The following is a 15,959-nucleotide window of genomic DNA, read 5'->3' on the forward strand; positions in this document are numbered from 1 at the left end:
GTAAGAATAAGGAGGAAGACATATGTACCGAAGAGGAGTCATAGCATTATGCGCATTCCTGGTGCTGCTGACAGGAGGCTGCGGCAGGTCTTCCGGCCCGGATGAGGGAAGCCGGAAGGAAGAAGGCGCAGGGGTGCCCTTTGAAGAGTCGATTCAGATAGCGAAAGGATATCGTGATATATACAAAAAAGCTGTGAAAGAAGGCACAGACGGAACACTTGAGACGACACGCCTCATTGTAGAGCATATCGGAAAAGAAGGATATGCGGCAAGCGATTATGGTAATCAGGTCAATATGCAGAATCCGGATAAGGTAAGGACGTTCGCAAGAAAGGTTGAAGAGAAGAAAGAAGCGAGGGTATCGCTGTTCATCGTCAATGACGGAGGAGGATTTACGCGTTATGATCTTAAGACAGCGGACGGCAATGTGGATGTAGTAAAGAGTTCGCTCTACTGGGAGGGAGCTGTGCCAAAGTCAGACTATAAGGAAGAGTACAGGACGAAGACATGGGTCTGTGATGAAGGGGGGTACCTGTTCTTTGAGCGCAACAACCTTACCGGTGCCGGCAGCGGACGGGTGGCCGTACGGCTGCAGCCGCTCGATGATTCGTGCAGGGAGCTGAACCGGAAGTATCTGCTTCCAATCGGATATCATCAGAACAATATGTTTACGATCGACTGGAATGAAGATGATTACGGGAATCTGAACCTGTATGATCTCTATGAGAAGCTGTACACGATGAAGACAGGGGAGAAAGCACCTTACGAATTTGCCTTTACGGGCAGGACCTATGAAGTGCCGGAAGAGGAATTTGAAGCTGCGTTCCTCGACTTCTTCCAGATGGACAGTCAGACGATCCGACAGAGGACGACGTACCATGAAGAGACGCACACTTACCAGTACAGGCCGCGGGGCCTGTACGACAAGGGAACGACGCCGGATGTCCCGTTTCCTGAAGTGGTGTCCTATAAAGAGAATGGGGACGGAACGCTCAAGCTGACCGTCAATGCGGTCTGGCCCAAGAAAAGCCTGGAAAGAGCGTTCCGCCATGAGGTGGTCGTCAGACCGCTTAACGGGGGCGGATATCAATATGTATCAAACCATGTCGTACCATCAGATGACAATGTGGAACCGGAATGGTATATGGAGAGACTGACAGAGGAGCAGTGGCAGGAATACTATGGAGGGAACGGATAGCAGGCCGGTCAGCTGTGCGGCTTCGAATCGACGAAGCAGTTTTTTATTGCGAGCATAAGGACAACCAGGGCCGCGGTTATCATGATATGTGATATGCCGGCAATTCCCGAAATAGCCGCATCTGCCCCTCTGCTCAGCGGCAGTGCCTGGACCTGCGTGATTCCGCGGACCAGGAGCATGACTGCCATAAGAGGCAGGGCAATGTTATATAGAATCAGGAAGACTTTGAATTTGCGGCTCTGCAGGAGACAGGAATCCTTGCAGAACAGCATCAGGACCAGGAAGAGCAGCGTGCCGAGTACGATCAGGTGCACATGGGTGAATGCCAGCGTGGTCCTGCCGTCAAAAGCCATATATTTTGTATACTCGCGGTAGAATACGCCAGAGGCTATGCCGGCCAGAAGATAAATAAATGAAATACGCCATAATTTCTTCATATCGTATCAACTCCTTTCAGATGTCTGTTCATGTCAATATAGCCAATGAGCACGGTCCACACATAAGCGCATGTCTTAGGAATCATCAGCATTCCTACAGCAGGTACGGTATCGGCAAAAAGCACGACAGGAATGTAAAAAGCGAAGCTTAAGACTATCGTCAGCCACATCAGCCGGAACGGCCTGTCGTTATGCGCTCCTGCAGATCTGTAGAAGAGGACGATGATAAGCAGCCCCATCAGGGCGAATGGGATGTTGCGCCCGATGCCCCAGCTAAGCGGAGCATCGGCAGATGTCCAGCCGTTCTGCGGAAACAGGCAGAGTATAATGCGCAGCAGTGCAAGCGCATAGACAGAGACGGTCAGCGCCATATGTCCCGTTATGCGGTAGCGAAGCCGCCATACATAGTAGAGCAGTATGTAAAATATGGTCATGGTTATAGACGTGATAAATTTTCCGATGCCGAGTACGGCAGTATATTGGTCGAGCCCTGTCGTACAGAGTGCCACGGCACGGGGAACGAGATGAAATGCGTCGCCGGCCCCGAGCGTCACAGCCATGACGCCGAAGAGCAGATACTGCTTTGTCCCCCGGCTTCTGCGAATCATAAGTATTCCGAGGGTGATTACTGTAATAAGGTAGACTGCATCGAATGATGTTTCCATTATTGCCTGCATTGTCAGGCACCTCCTTTTCGTTATTTTCAAACAGCGATGATAGCGTCAGTATACAAGGGTGCAGGTCAGTATATGCAGCGGGAAACGATTTCTAGCAGCGGCCTGTAATTGTCCTGTCCGTTTAGCAGCATAGATGTAAATACGGTAAAGATGAAATCTACAAATACTTCCGCGGTCAGGCCGGTACCGAACGCGTCAGGACGAACGTTTCCGTCATTTTTCAATACCTGCGCCAGGCTCTCTTTTATGTGCCCGAAATACTGCTGCATTACGAGCCGTCCCCTTTCTTTCTCTCCAGCCGCAAAGCTGACGGAATGGAAGGTGAAAAATCCCGGATACCGGGCGCACCCTTTCTGCACGCGCTCAAACAGCCAGATCAGGCAGTCGGAGAAGGAATCGAACTTCGTACAATCGCCCATATGAAAGATATCGCGCCACACATCTTCTACGGCGGCGCTGAGCAGTTCCGCCTTGGACGGAAAGTAGTTGTACAGAGACCCTACCGCTATGCTGCAGGCATCCGCTACGGAGCGCATGTTGACGGCAGATATGCCCTTTTCCATTACAATGCTCCGGGATGCGGCAAGTATGGCTTCTTTAGACGTCACGACTTTATTCATCGGTCATCTTCTCCTTTCATAAAATGAATATGAACATTGTTCATTATAATCCAAACAATATGGCCTGTCAAGATGTTGGAGATATTTTTGGCATCTTGGCAGGCCGCATATACCTGCACCGTGTTGTACGTTGGATAAGCAGGAAACCCGTGTCAGTCGAGGAGCTGCATGTCAGACAGTATGGACTGCGCCGTCCGTGAGGCGGCAGCTCCCGTAGCTTCGGAATCTCCCTGGATATTGACAGCGAAGATGCATGTACGGCCTGGAAGCTCCACCCATCCGACGAACGAGCCGTTTACATCTTTCCCGTCCACGCGTCCGGTTCCGGTCTTGCCGTACAACGCCGTGCTGCCGTCTTGTGACAGAAGAAGGGCATTCTTTACCGCATCTATGTTTGACTTGTCTGCCGGAAGATCATATGCATACAGATGCCTTAAAAGTTCTACCTGTTCGATGGATGAGATCTTAAGGGAAGATTCCAGCCAGTAGGAATCGGTTCCCCCGCTGTTGTCCTCATTCCCATAGTGCATCTGCGTTAGGAAAGCATGCACCGCCCCGGCGCCGGCCTGTCTGTCGATAGTCTGGAAATACCAGTTTACAGAGCTGCGCATGGCTGAATGAAGATCCTGGTCCTGATTCCATTCATCAAAGGGATAGGCCGTCCCATCCCATTCCATCTGGGACTTTTGGGGGGAGATGATACCTGTCTCCAGGCCGAGCAAAGCGGCGTAGATCTTATAGGTCGAGTTGGGCGATACGCGAAGAGCTGCATGCGCTTCTTCATATATGAGCCAGGAGTCTGCCGCTGTGTCATAGAGCACGAAGGTTCCGTCATACCCGCCAAAATAAGAGGACAGGTCGGGGTATGATATCTGTGCCTCTTTTGTATCGAAATCATAGTAGTCCTTACCGGACGCGTAGGTAGATAGTGCAGGGGCGGTACCGAAAAGGGCCAGCGCGGTGAGACAGTAGATACACAGTCCCAGTATCCGTTTTGATGCAGATTCAGGGCGGTATGAGGCGATGTTCAGAATCCTTTTCCTGAGCTGCTTCGGACTTCCCCCGATGCCTGAGGCTATGGGAAAGGGAGCGAGAGATATCTTCTCGGCATAGTTGATAAGCGTATGGCCGTATTTTTCATATTCCGCACGGTCCAGCATCTGCAGTACGGCGGAATCACATGCCGCCTCCCGGTCGCCCTGCATCTCTTTGAATGCAAACCATACGAACGGGTTGAACCAATACAGAACTTTGGCAGCATTCATCAGATTGTTGACGAGTGCGTCCTTATGCCTGTAATGCTGAAGCTCGTGCAGCAGCATGTACCGGATATCGTCCGGATGCTCCTCCGATATGAGATGGGGCGGAAGATAGATGCAGGGCCTAATAAAGCCCGCGATGACAGGAGATGTTAAGAACACGGCTGTCCGCAGCGGAATGTCCCTGCTGATGCCTGCCTCACGCAGGCAGCTGCGGTAGAGTGCAAGAATATGAGTATTCTGGAGCGCTGCAGAAGACCGACGGATTTCGTTCAGCCGTAGGAAAGATATGGTCAGCATGATGAGCATGGCAATCATGCCCCCGATCCATATGACAAGCAGCAGCATTTCTGCTGCGGCAGGCGCCTTCCGGCTCACAGAGATGCTGAAGTCATTGAGCCAGCCAGAACCGGCACCCGGAGGGACCGTACCGGTGGCTTCATAAGCAGTGGACGCGCCGGATGCCGGACGGGTTCCCGCTGTGATGAACCGTGAAAGTATCTGCCGGAACCGGGGCATATCTACAGGGAGAAACGGTACGGCGAGAAGGGCGAGCAGAAGGAACCAGAGCTGGTACTTCCGGCGGGCAGACAACAGCCCTTTCAATACTTGCCGGACTGCCAGGAGGATGACGATGATGGCAGCAATAAAAGCATTGCATATGAGAAAGCGGACGATGAAATCCATATCATCTCCCTCCTTTTCTGGAACTGTTGGAAAGAAGGGAGCGAAGAGAAGCGATGTCTGCTTCCGAAAGTCTGTCATCTTCAATGTAGGCAGAGAGCATCGCGGTGATATCGCCGTTGTAGAAACGTTTCAGAAAAGAGCTGCTCTCCTCGTTCACATATTCCTGCTCTTTTACAAGCGGGGTATAGACGAAGACCCGGCTCTGCTTCTCATAAGTGAGGGCGCCTTTGTTCACGAGCCGCTTGATCAGTGTCTGGACTGTCTTCGGGCTCCAGTCCGTAACCGCGGTCAGCCGTTCCGTTATCTCGTTCGTACTGACGGGGGCATGCTTCCATACGATCTTCATCACTTCATATTCGGCTTCGGATATCTGGGGCAGTGGCGCCATAACAACTCCTCCTTAAATCTTACGATTGTAATAGATAGATTATATCGTTTTTGCAGGGTATTGTCAATAATTGCGGGCGTTCCCGTACTGCTCCAATATGTATTTGAAATAACAGGCGGGAGATGGTAACATAGGAGCAGAACACATATTTTGGAGGTAAACGTGAACGTATTATTTGTAGACAGTTGTACGAAGGAAGACATGGCGTCCAGGACACGAAGGCTCTGCCGTATTTTTTTAGATGAATGGGAGAAAAGCCACCCGGACTGTGAGGTAGAAACCATCGTGTTGAAAGAAGAAGGCATGGCACCTCTGACTGAAGAGGACACCATACGGCGTGACGAACTTGTCAAGACGGGGGAACTCAGTCACTGTATGTTCAATTATGCGAGACAGTTTGCCGGTGCGGACCGGATACTTATCGGAGCTCCGTACTGGGATCTGTCATTTCCGTCTATGCTTAAGGTATATATCGAGCACATCTGCGTGAATGGGATTACATTTGCGTACGAGGGAGCCAGGCAGGTTGGACGCTGTTCCGCCGAAAAACTTATGTATATACAGACCGCGGGCGGCTTTGTAGGAGAAAAGGAGCCTGGAAGCATATATCTGCAGGCAGTATGCAGTATGCTCGGCATCCCCGGATTCCGGTATGTCTGCGCGGAAGGCATGGATATACAGGAGATTGACAGGGAACGGCAATGGCGCGATGCAGTGGAGAGGACCGTAAAGGAGGCGAAGCAGTGGTAAGGGGATGTCATCCCGGACAGCCATACTTTCCATATGTTTAGAAGCAGGCATTGTACCCGACAAGGTACAGTGCCTGCTTCTATCGTCTAACGTGAAGATTTATACCTGCTGCCCCATATTGTCATGGCATCCAGTATCGGCTCCAGGCTGTATCCGGTCTCGGTAAGCGTATATTCCACGCGGGGCGGCACTTCTGGATAGACTTTGCGGGTCAGGAGGCCGTCGGCTTCCATGGCGCGCAGATGGCCGGTGAGCACTTTCTGTGAGATGCCGGTGACAGATCTCATCAGTTCGCTGAAGCGCTTCGTACCGCTTAGAAGGTCTCGGATGATAAGCACTTTCCATTTGTCGCCAATCAATTTTAATGTCATTTCCACAGGACATTCCGGGATATCGTTCGACATACTTCCCACCTCCATAGAATCGTTATCGTCCTATATCCAATATAGGACATGTGGGGAGGAACCGCAAGGTATATTTTAGAAACAAGGTATCAGAACAGAATCTATGACACTTTGAAGTGCGTACTTCCATTGTGAAAAGAAATGGAATAAGATATAGACAGGTACGAAGAGACGTGGCAAGCAAGTGATAATGGGCGGAGGTGACAGGATGGAAGCCGTGAGAAGACTTTACGATATGATCAAGGAAGCGGATGCCGTTGCCATAGGAGGCGGAAGCGGCCTTTCTACGGCGGCGGGATATGACTATTCGGGAGAAAGGTTCCGGAAGAATTTTGCGGAATTTATAGACAGGTACGGCATGACAGACATGTACAGCGCGGGCTTCTATCCGTTTCCGACAAAGGAGGAAAAGTGGGCATACTGGAGCCGGCATATCTACTGCAACCGTTATGACCAGAAGCCGTCCCGTCTGTATATGGATATACGCAGGCTGGTGGAAGAGAAGGAATACTTCGTCATAACGACCAATGTGGACCACCAGTTTTACGAGGCGGGCTTTGAGGAGGAGAAAATCTTTGCGGTCCAGGGCGATTACGGACAGTTCCAATGTGCGAAGGCATGCCATAGCAGGCTGTATGACAATGAGCGGCAGGTACGTGAGATGATTCGGCAGCAGCATGGCTTAAGGATACCAGCCGCCCTTATCCCGAGATGCCCGGTATGCGGCGGAGATATGGAAGTGCATCTTCGTTGTGACGGGTATTTCATCGAGGACGAAGCATGGCATGCGGCGTGTGGAAGGTACGAACGGTTTATCAGAAGGTACAGCGGGAAAAGGATACTATTTCTGGAACTAGGCGTTGGTATGAACACGCCAGGCATCATCAAGTATCCGTTCTGGCAGATGACGGCAAAGTATGAACATGCTTTTTATATCTGCGTGAACAAAGGCCAGGCGTGGGCACCCTTGGAAATCAGGGAAAGGGCACTGTGCATGGACATAGATCTGGCAGAAGCGGTTGGGCGGCTTATGGAGGAAAGAACAGTAGAATGAGGGAGGTGCGGTTATGGATGTACAGGATTGTCTTAACATGCTGAGAGAGATTAAAGACGTCGCGTTCGCAACGGTAGATGCAAAGGGAAAGCCACAGGTGAGGATGATAGATGTGATGCTTGTGGAAGAGGGAAGGCTTTACTTCTGTACGGCAAGGGGAAAGAATTTCTACAAAGAGCTTTTAAGGGTCCCGGATGTCGCGGTTACGGGCATGAACAAGAAGTACCAGATGGTAAGGCTCAATGGTCTGGCATGCAGGGTGGAGGACCAGAAGGAGAAGATAGACAGGATATTTGAAGCAAATCCTTCCATGAAAGACGTATATCCCGGGGAGAGCAGGTACATACTGGAAGCATTCCGTATTGAAGACGGGGAACTGGAATTCTTTGATTTGGGGCAGCCGCACATCTGCCGGAAGACATTTACGTTCGGAGAGCATAAGAATACCGGGAGAGGATATTACATTACCGATAAGTGTACCGGATGCGGCGTCTGTCTGGATGTCTGTCCGCAGCAGTGCATACTTGGGAAGACACCGTATGAAATCGTGCAGGAACACTGCCTGCACTGTGGTCTTTGTTATGAGCGCTGTCCGTCGGAGGCAGTCGCAGGGAGGGAGCTGTAGATGATGCAGAACATTTGGATTATGCTTGCAGAGCGGAGAGGGTTCTTTGCGAAGCTGCTGCTTGAACATTTGGAGATATCGCTCGTCGCAATTCTGACGGCTATCCTATTGGGCGGGATAGCCGGGATACTGATCAGCGAATATGACAGGGCCGCAAAACCGACGCTTGGAGTGATTGGCTTTCTATATACGATTCCGTCCATATCTATGCTTGGATTCCTTATCCCTTTCTCCGGCGTGGGGAATGTCACGGCGGTCATCGCGCTCACGATCTATGCGCTGCTGCCGATGGTGCGGGCTACCCACACGGGCATTACGAATGTGGACGCGGGTATACTGGAGGCGTCAAGAGGAATGGGCAGTACGAGATTCCAGATGCTCTATAAGATTAAGCTTCCGCTGGCAATGCCGGTCATCATGTCAGGCATACGGAACATGGTAACTATGACGATAGCGCTGGCAGGTATCGCTTCCTTTATCGGAGCGGGCGGGCTGGGCGTGGCCATCTACCGCGGCATCACTACGAACAATGCGGCTATGACGATGGCGGGGAGCCTGCTTATCGCTATTCTTGCTCTTGCCGTAGACTTTATCCTCGGTATCGTGGAAAAGAGCATGCAGAGGACCGGAGCTAAGGCAAAAAAGAAGAACGGAGCTGTCAAGATGACGGCTGGCCTGCTGTGCATCGTCCTGATAGCAGCAGGGCTCGCTGATTACAATAAAAAAGAGACGATACAGATTGCGACCAAACCGATGACGGAACAGTATATCCTGGGAGAGATGCTCCATATCCTGATTGAGCAGGACACGGACCTGGAGGCAGAGGTGACACAAGGGGTCGGCGGCGGGACTTCCAATATCCAGCCCGCGATGGAGAAGGGAGAATTTGATATCTATCCGGAATATACCGGTACAGGCTGGAACATGGTGCTGAAAGAAGAGGGACTATATACCGAGGACATGTTTGATGAGATGGAAAAAGAGTACAAAGAAAAGTACGAAATGCAGTGGGAAGGCATGTACGGATTCAACAATACGTATGGACTTGCTGTCAGAAAAGAGGTGGCCGATGAGTATGATCTGAAGACATGTTCCGACTTGCAGGAGGTGGCGGAGCAGCTCACTTTTGGGGCAGAATATGATTTCTTCGAGCGGGAGGACGGCTATGACGCGTTATGCGAGGCATACGGATTCCGGTTCGGCAATACGATGGACATGGATATAGGGCTCAAATACCAGGCAGTGAACCAGGGCAGGATTGACGCGATGATCATATTTACGACAGACGGACAGCTCAGCACGTCAGATGTGACGGTGCTTAAGGATGACAGGAAGTTCTATCCATCCTATCTGTGTGGCAATGTCGTACGTTCCGAAGTGGTGAAAGACCATCCTGAACTGCTGGAGGTGCTGGAAAAGGTGACAGGCATACTCACAGATGCCAGGATGTCTGAGCTCAACAATAAGGTGGAAGCTCAGGGGATGGAGCCCAAAGAGGTGGCGGAACAGTTCTTAGAAGATGCAGGGCTGCTCAGGTAGGAGGTCATAATGAATAAAGCGATAGAATACCGGGATATCAAGAAGGCCTACGGTGACAAGGTGATTATAGAAGGCTTCAGCATGGCCGTAGAACAGGGGGAATTTGTCACGATTATAGGTTCCTCCGGCTGCGGGAAGACGACCATACTGAAGATGGCAAACGGGCTTGTGTCGCCCACCGGAGGATCGGTCATCGTCAATGGAAGGGACATACGGAATGAAAATATGATAGAGCTTCGCAGGAATATCGGCTATGCGCTTCAGGGAAGCGTGCTGTTCCCCCATATGACAGTGGAACAGAACATATCGTATGTGCCGAATCTGCTGAACAGGAAGAATAAAAAGAAGACGAAAGAGGCCGTGAGCAGATGGATGGGGATTGTCGGCCTTGAGGAAGAGCTGAGAGGACGGTATCCGTCGGAGCTGTCCGGGGGACAGCAGCAAAGAGTCGGTATCGCAAGAGCATTGGCGGCGTCTCCGGATATACTGCTGATGGATGAGCCGTTCGGGGCTGTTGACGAGATAACAAGAGGACAATTGCAGACAGAACTGAAGCAGATTCATGAGAAGACGGGGATTACCATACTTTTTGTGACCCATGATATATCAGAAGCTTTGAAGCTCGGCACGAAAGTGCTGGTGATGGATCAGGGCAAGATACAGCAGTACGGGACGCCCAGGGAGCTGCTTTATAGTCCGGGAACGGAATTTGTCGGCAGGCTGGTGGAAAAAGAACGGCAAGAACCCTGCCCTTAGAAAGCCCTTTCTATTTTCCACCTCAACGTGTATAATAGACATATCTTATTAGACGGAAACTGACAGGGATAAGGAGATGAGTCTATGTCTGCCGACAATCTGGCTGCTTTACTCGATGCGTTGACCGATATGAGCGTGTATGTCATAGAAGAAGAGACGCACAAGCTGCTGTACTTTAACGAGCGCTGCCGGGAGACCGGACGCGGAAGGGCCGTAACAGGCGCCAAGTGCCATGATGTATGGCCTGAAGTGTGTGGCTGCTGCCCGCTGGAAAGCCTGGGGGACAGGAAGTCCATACATATCGTCTGTCCAGATCCGCTGCTCCATACGACAGTTGACGTGACTGCCAGCCGAATCATATGGGATGGAAACATACGTGCAATCGTAGTGACAGCTGCTCCTCACAGGTTGAAACTTGAGGAAGAACAGGATATGAGAAATATCCAGCATATGTATGCACAGAGCCTTGTGACGGTATTTGACGAGTGTATCATCGCGAATCTGACAGACGACTATTATGTCAACTGCCAGAAAGATACACTTTGGACAGATATACCGGAACAGGGCAGTTTTGGTGTGGAAAACCGTAATTATGCGGATAAGGTCATCCATCCGGACGATCTGGAACCGTTCAATGCATGCTTTTCCCGGGAGGCGATGCTTGCGGCATTCGGAAGAGGCAAGAAGCGCCTTACCAGGCGGCTCAGGCGCCTGTCCCAGGACGGCAGCTACCGTATAGCGGAGTTTGCGGCGGCAAGGATAGGCCAGGCAGACGGGGAAGACTGCTGGTGCGTACTCGTATATCACGATGTACATGACGAAGCATTGCTGGAGCAGCAGCTCAATGTAGAGATCAGCCAGCTGGCTACGGCTGCAAGGGCGGCCTACCAGATGCTCATCGCGGTCAATCTGACTCAGAATACATATCACATGCTTGAATATGAACGGTCACATGTCAGGAGGCCGGACGACGACGGCTGCTTTGACGAGCTGATTGCATTTGAACTTGCCGGTGTCCATCCGGATTATCGGGATGAGTTTATCAGCAAGTTCCGGCGCAGCGCCCTGATCAGCACGTATCTGCACGGGGAACGGATTGTGTCCATGGAGGTGCCCCATCTTGGAGAAGACGGGGAATACCACTGGAATTTCACCCAGGTCGTGAGGGTGGAGAGCCCTTATACGGACGACCTGATTGAGATTACGCTTTCGAGAAATATAGATGAGGAACGGCGGATACAGGAAGAGACGATAGAGAAGGAACGCCGGACGAAGCAGATATTGGAAGAAGCGCTGGATAAAGCAGAGAAGGCCAGCCAGGCCAAAAGCGATTTTCTTTCCAGGATGAGCCATGACATCCGGACGCCGATGAATGCCATTATCGGCATGACGGAGCTTGCACTGATGAACACGGGGGATGAGGAGAAGGTAAGGGAGTATCTGAAGACGATTGCCGGTTCCGGCGGGCGGCTGCTGGAACTCATCAATGAAGTGCTGGATGTGAGCAAGATAGAGAGCGGAACATTTGAGCTGACGGAACGGAAGCTTGACCTGCATGAACTGGTGGATGAGGCAGCAGATATGATACGGGTGTCGACTAAGAAGCGGAAGCAGACGCTGTCCATCGATGTGGAGAAGGATATGCATTCCAAGGTTACTGCAGATGAAGGAAGGCTCAGTCAGATCCTGGAGAATGTCCTGTCTAATGCGTCCAAATATACGGAAGAAGGGGGGGCCATCTCGCTTTTCGTGCGGGAGCTTAAAAGGGAAGAGAACGAGATAGGCACCTACCAGTTCATTATCGAGGACAACGGAATCGGCATGGAACCGGAATATATGGAACATATCTATGAACCGTTCAGCCGGGCGGACGACAGCAGAGTCAGCAAGGTTGCGGGAACGGGTCTTGGAATGACGATTGTCGGAAATCTGGTAGCTATGATGGGCGGGGATATCCAGATTGAAAGCGAGCATGGAAAGGGGTCAAAGTTTACGATAACCTTGTATCTGGCAAAGAGTGACGGTTCTGCTTTTGCAAAACCGGCAGACGCGTACCAGGATATGGAATCCTTTGCCGGGCTCAAGGTGCTGCTCGTGGAAGACAATGAGCTGAACAGGCAGATTGCGACAGAGATGCTGGAACTGCTTGGGACGCAGGTGGAAAGTGCGGAAAATGGCAGGCAGGCGTTAGAAGCAGTGCAGTCACACCCGCCGCTTTATTATGACATTGTCTTTATGGATGTACAGATGCCGGTCATGAATGGATATGAGGCCGTAAGGCAGATACGCGGCTGCGGGATGGAGCGGATTGAAGAGCTGCCTGTCATCGCATTGACTGCCGATGCATTTGCAGAGGACGTCAGACATGCCCGCCAGGCCGGTATGAACGGACACCTTGCCAAGCCGATATCGATGGAACAGCTGAAAAAAACATTGGCAGACTGCACTGCGTGGCGTGTGCGCAACGGAAAAGAGCCGGACGGCGGTGCAGGTATGAATGAATAACCAATTGCAGGGGGGACAGCGTGAAACGAGAAGACAGATTAAGCGGGCGACGTATGGAAGAGGGACTGGAATGTGCCCATAGTGATTGTTCGAATCCGTACCAGGAGATGGTAGGCGATGATAAGTTTCCGGATAAAATCAAAAAGCAGTCTTATGCGTACATCCAGGAACAGTTATCCAGCCTTGAAGAAGAGATCAGGCAGAGAAACCGCCAGCTTGAGGTAATCATGTCCTCTATCGCGGGCGGACTTAAAATCAGCAATGACGATGATACCTATTCCTTTGCATTTGTAAGCAAGGAGGCGGCTGCGTTATTCGGATATACGATAGATGAATTTATGGAAGCGACGGGTGGATCCGCTGTGGGTAATGTGTACCCTCCGGATCTTCCGAAAGCATTGGCGGACTGTGCGGAGGCATTTAAGGACGGCGGCTTGACATATTCTACCAAGTACAGGGTGCGCTGCAAGGACGGAAGCCTCAAATGGGTGATGGACAGCGGAAAGAAATCGAAGGATGCAGATGGCAGATGGATGGTAAACAGCCTGTATCTTGATATAACCCGGTCTGAGGTGGACGCGCAGCGCCTGAGAGAGCAGACGAATCTTCTATCAAGCATCTACGCAACGGTGCCGTGTGGAATCATACGGTTTGTCAGGTCCCGGGACAGAAGCTTCCGCCTTATCTCTCTGAACAGAGCAGTCATAGCGCTTATGGGATATGAAAGTATGGAGGCCGGTAAAGATGACTGGCATGACGGCATGATGGGAGCGGTGGTAGAAGAAGACAGGAAAATTCTGGAGAATGCATACAATATGCTCGAGAGGGTGGGAGACCGCCGGGACTGTGAATACCGCGTGCGGTGGAGGGACGGCTCTGTCCACTGGATGGACGCAACAAGCATGATTGTCGGAGTGACGCCGGAAGGAGAGGATATCCTTCAGCGCACGATGGTTGATGCCACGCAGCGTAAGATTCTGCAGCAGAGGCTGGACCGGGAACATGAGATGTACCGGCTGGCCATGGAGGCCAGTTCTGCCATCATGTTTGAATACCTGATGGACTCGGATACGTTCATCAGCTACGAGCCCAGAACCGGACGGGGAGTCCTGCGCAATGAGATAAAGGATTATTCAAAGGTTCTTAAGAGACACGAGATTGTACACCCGGACGATGTCGCAACAGTTGTCGATAACATATGCAACGGCCGCACGGAAGTGTTTGAGGTGCGCTGTACTACACCGGAAGGCCTGCCGGGGGAATTCGTCTGGCACCGGGTGAACAGCAGGCTGATGAGGGAAGATGAAAGGCCGCTCCGGGTCGTGGGCGCGCTGCATAATATACATAAGATGAAGTCGAAGCTGTCGGAGAGCAGCGAACGTCTGCAGATGAACCAGTCGGCGCTTCAGGCGATCAATGATGTGTATGTCTGCATCTTCTATGTGAATCTGCAGGAAGACAGCTACTACGCCGTACGTCTGCCCGAGGCGGACAAAGGGGGCGGCCTTCCCCGCAGCGGCAGCTATTCAGGTGCCTTGTGCAGCTATATAATAAGAGATGTCGATGAGGCTGACCGGGAGAAAGTTGCCGGCCTCTGTGACCGGGAGAGCATCTTCAGGAGTCTTGCCGGACATTCGGGGCATCTGGAAGTGGAGTTCAGGCATAGAAAGTCTGCCTGCTGGTTCCGGATGGAAGTCCATCTGACGGCTGCAGGCAAAGGTGGCATGGATACTGCTATATTCGCATTCCGCAATATCAGTTCGGAAAAGCAGAAAGAGCTGGAACACTACGAAGAAGAGAAAAAGGCCAAGCGTGCGCTTGAGGAAGCGTATGCTTCTGTGAACCGTGCAGACAAGGCGAAATCGGAGTTCCTGTCCAGGATGAGTCATGACATACGGACGCCGATGAACGCGATTATGGGGATGGCGGCAATTGCCCGAAACAGCCTTGGCAATGATGAAAGAATAAAAGACTGCATGTCTAAGATCGACCTTTCCGGCAGGCATCTTCTCGGCCTGATTAACGAGGTGCTGGATATGTCCAAGATAGAGTCCGGGAATATGAGCCTCAGCGAAGATGTCATCGTGCTGGACCGTTTTCTGAAGGAAGTATCGGACATTATCCGGCCGGATGTGGAGCAGAAGAATCAGCATTATCAGGTCGTGAGAAAGGAAGGAAAGCACGAAGCCGTGTTCGGAGACACCGTCCGTTTGAAACAGATACTGATCAATCTGCTTTCCAATGCCGTGAAATATACGCCGGAAGGCGGACATATCACGGTTGCCCTTGAAGAGAAGCTGTCCGGAGGAAGCGGGGTGGGATGCTTCGAGTTTGTCGTGGAAGATGACGGAATCGGTATGTCCCCGGAATTTCTTGACAAGCTGTTCCTGCCATTTGAGCGGGCGGAGGATGAACGTGTCAGCCAGATACAGGGAACTGGCCTCGGCCTGTCTATAACCCTTAATCTCGTACAGATGATGAATGGTACGATTCAGGTAGACAGCCGGCTGAATGAAGGGACAAAGTTTGTCATCACGGTATATCTGAAGCTTGTACAGGATGAAAGCATGGCGGAAGCCGCCAGGGAGGACGGGAGAACCTACGCGGGATATGAATTTGCGCCCGGCACACGTATACTTCTGGCAGAAGACAATCACCTCAACCAGGAGATTGTCGTGGACCTGCTGTCTATGAATGGCATAGAGACAGACTGTGCGGACAATGGAAAGGAAGCCGTGGAAATGTTCCTTGCAAAGCCTCCCGGAACGTATACCCTCATCCTGATGGATATCCAGATGCCGGTCATGGACGGATACAGCGCCGCCCGGGCGGTGCGAAGCCTGGGAGATGCAGGAGAGAGGCCGGATGCTGCCGACATTCCTATCATAGCCCTTACGGCCAACGCATTTGTCGATGATGCATACAGGGCAAAGCAGGCCGGTATGGACGAACATGTGACAAAGCCGCTGGAAATCAACCGGCTGCTGCATATCATGTATCAGCTGACCCATTGATATGATTGACAATTAGAAGATGCCGCCATGATAGTGCTTATCGTGG

The 15,959-nt window shown here is 51.5% G+C and carries 14 protein-coding genes; 8 read left to right on the plus strand and 6 right to left on the minus strand.

The window, feature by feature from the left end; all coding sequences use genetic code 11:
• Positions 1-22 precede the first annotated feature (22 nt).
• Positions 23-1,198, plus strand: coding sequence for a DUF6070 family protein (locus HJV72_RS08840; RefSeq protein ID WP_208070331.1), 1,176 nt, complete (start codon positions 23-25; stop codon positions 1,196-1,198).
• Between the two features lie 8 nt (positions 1,199-1,206).
• Here the strand turns inward: HJV72_RS08840 and HJV72_RS08845 are convergent, their stop codons facing one another.
• From HJV72_RS08845 to HJV72_RS08865, 5 genes are all read right to left on the minus strand, one after another.
• Positions 1,207-1,635, minus strand: a complete 429-nt coding sequence (locus HJV72_RS08845) for a DUF2871 domain-containing protein (protein ID WP_208070332.1) — start codon at positions 1,633-1,635, stop codon at positions 1,207-1,209.
• The gene (locus HJV72_RS08850; protein ID WP_208070333.1) at positions 1,632-2,312 is read right to left on the minus strand and encodes a hypothetical protein; all 681 of its coding nucleotides are present in this window, start codon (positions 2,310-2,312) and stop codon (positions 1,632-1,634) included. The genes HJV72_RS08845 and HJV72_RS08850 overlap by 4 nt, the downstream gene beginning before the upstream one ends.
• 65 nt (positions 2,313-2,377) lie before the next feature.
• Positions 2,378-2,932, minus strand: a complete 555-nt coding sequence (locus HJV72_RS08855; protein WP_208070334.1) for a TetR/AcrR family transcriptional regulator — start codon at positions 2,930-2,932, stop codon at positions 2,378-2,380.
• Positions 2,933-3,084: 152 nt separating this feature from the next.
• The gene (locus HJV72_RS08860) at positions 3,085-4,878 is read right to left on the minus strand and encodes a BlaR1 family beta-lactam sensor/signal transducer (protein WP_208070335.1); all 1,794 of its coding nucleotides are present in this window, start codon (positions 4,876-4,878) and stop codon (positions 3,085-3,087) included.
• A 1-nt stretch (position 4,879) separates the two neighbouring features.
• Positions 4,880-5,266, minus strand: a complete 387-nt coding sequence (locus HJV72_RS08865) for a BlaI/MecI/CopY family transcriptional regulator (protein WP_208070336.1) — start codon at positions 5,264-5,266, stop codon at positions 4,880-4,882.
• 162 nt (positions 5,267-5,428) lie between these two features.
• Here HJV72_RS08865 and HJV72_RS08870 point away from each other — a divergent pair, with 162 nt between their 5' ends.
• The gene (locus HJV72_RS08870; protein WP_208070338.1) at positions 5,429-6,016 is read left to right on the plus strand and encodes an NAD(P)H-dependent oxidoreductase; all 588 of its coding nucleotides are present in this window, start codon (positions 5,429-5,431) and stop codon (positions 6,014-6,016) included.
• An 86-nt stretch (positions 6,017-6,102) separates the two neighbouring features.
• Here the strand turns inward: HJV72_RS08870 and HJV72_RS08875 are convergent, their stop codons facing one another.
• Entirely contained in the window at positions 6,103-6,420 is a 318-nt protein-coding gene (locus HJV72_RS08875; protein ID WP_208070340.1) for a winged helix-turn-helix transcriptional regulator, read from the minus strand.
• Between the two features lie 208 nt (positions 6,421-6,628).
• Between HJV72_RS08875 and HJV72_RS08880 the strand changes: the two genes are divergently transcribed.
• The 6 genes from HJV72_RS08880 to HJV72_RS08905 all read left to right on the plus strand — a co-directional run bounded on the left by HJV72_RS08880 (position 6,629) and on the right by HJV72_RS08905 (position 15,913).
• Positions 6,629-7,474 carry an SIR2 family NAD-dependent protein deacylase gene (locus HJV72_RS08880; RefSeq protein ID WP_208070342.1) on the plus strand — a complete coding sequence of 282 codons (846 nt, stop codon included), beginning with the start codon at positions 6,629-6,631 and terminating at the stop codon, positions 7,472-7,474.
• Positions 7,475-7,487: 13 nt separating this feature from the next.
• Positions 7,488-8,099 (plus strand): 4Fe-4S binding protein, encoded by a 612-nt coding sequence (locus tag HJV72_RS08885; RefSeq protein WP_208070344.1) that lies wholly within the window; start codon positions 7,488-7,490, stop codon positions 8,097-8,099.
• Positions 8,100-9,638 carry an ABC transporter permease/substrate-binding protein gene (locus HJV72_RS08890; RefSeq protein WP_208070346.1) on the plus strand — a complete coding sequence of 513 codons (1,539 nt, stop codon included), beginning with the start codon at positions 8,100-8,102 and terminating at the stop codon, positions 9,636-9,638.
• 9 nt (positions 9,639-9,647) lie between these two features.
• Complete coding sequence (locus HJV72_RS08895; protein WP_208070347.1) at positions 9,648-10,394, plus strand: ATP-binding cassette domain-containing protein; 747 nt, start codon at positions 9,648-9,650, stop codon at positions 10,392-10,394.
• A gap of 84 nt (positions 10,395-10,478) precedes the next feature.
• Entirely contained in the window at positions 10,479-12,899 is a 2,421-nt protein-coding gene (locus HJV72_RS08900; RefSeq protein WP_208070349.1) for an ATP-binding protein, read from the plus strand.
• A 20-nt stretch (positions 12,900-12,919) separates the two neighbouring features.
• Positions 12,920-15,913 (plus strand): hybrid sensor histidine kinase/response regulator, encoded by a 2,994-nt coding sequence (locus HJV72_RS08905; protein WP_330618906.1) that lies wholly within the window; start codon positions 12,920-12,922, stop codon positions 15,911-15,913.
• The last annotated feature ends 46 nt before the right edge of the window (positions 15,914-15,959 follow it).

This window comes from Extibacter sp. GGCC_0201, assembly GCF_017566055.1.
Classification (GTDB): Bacteria; Bacillota; Clostridia; order Lachnospirales; family Lachnospiraceae; genus Extibacter.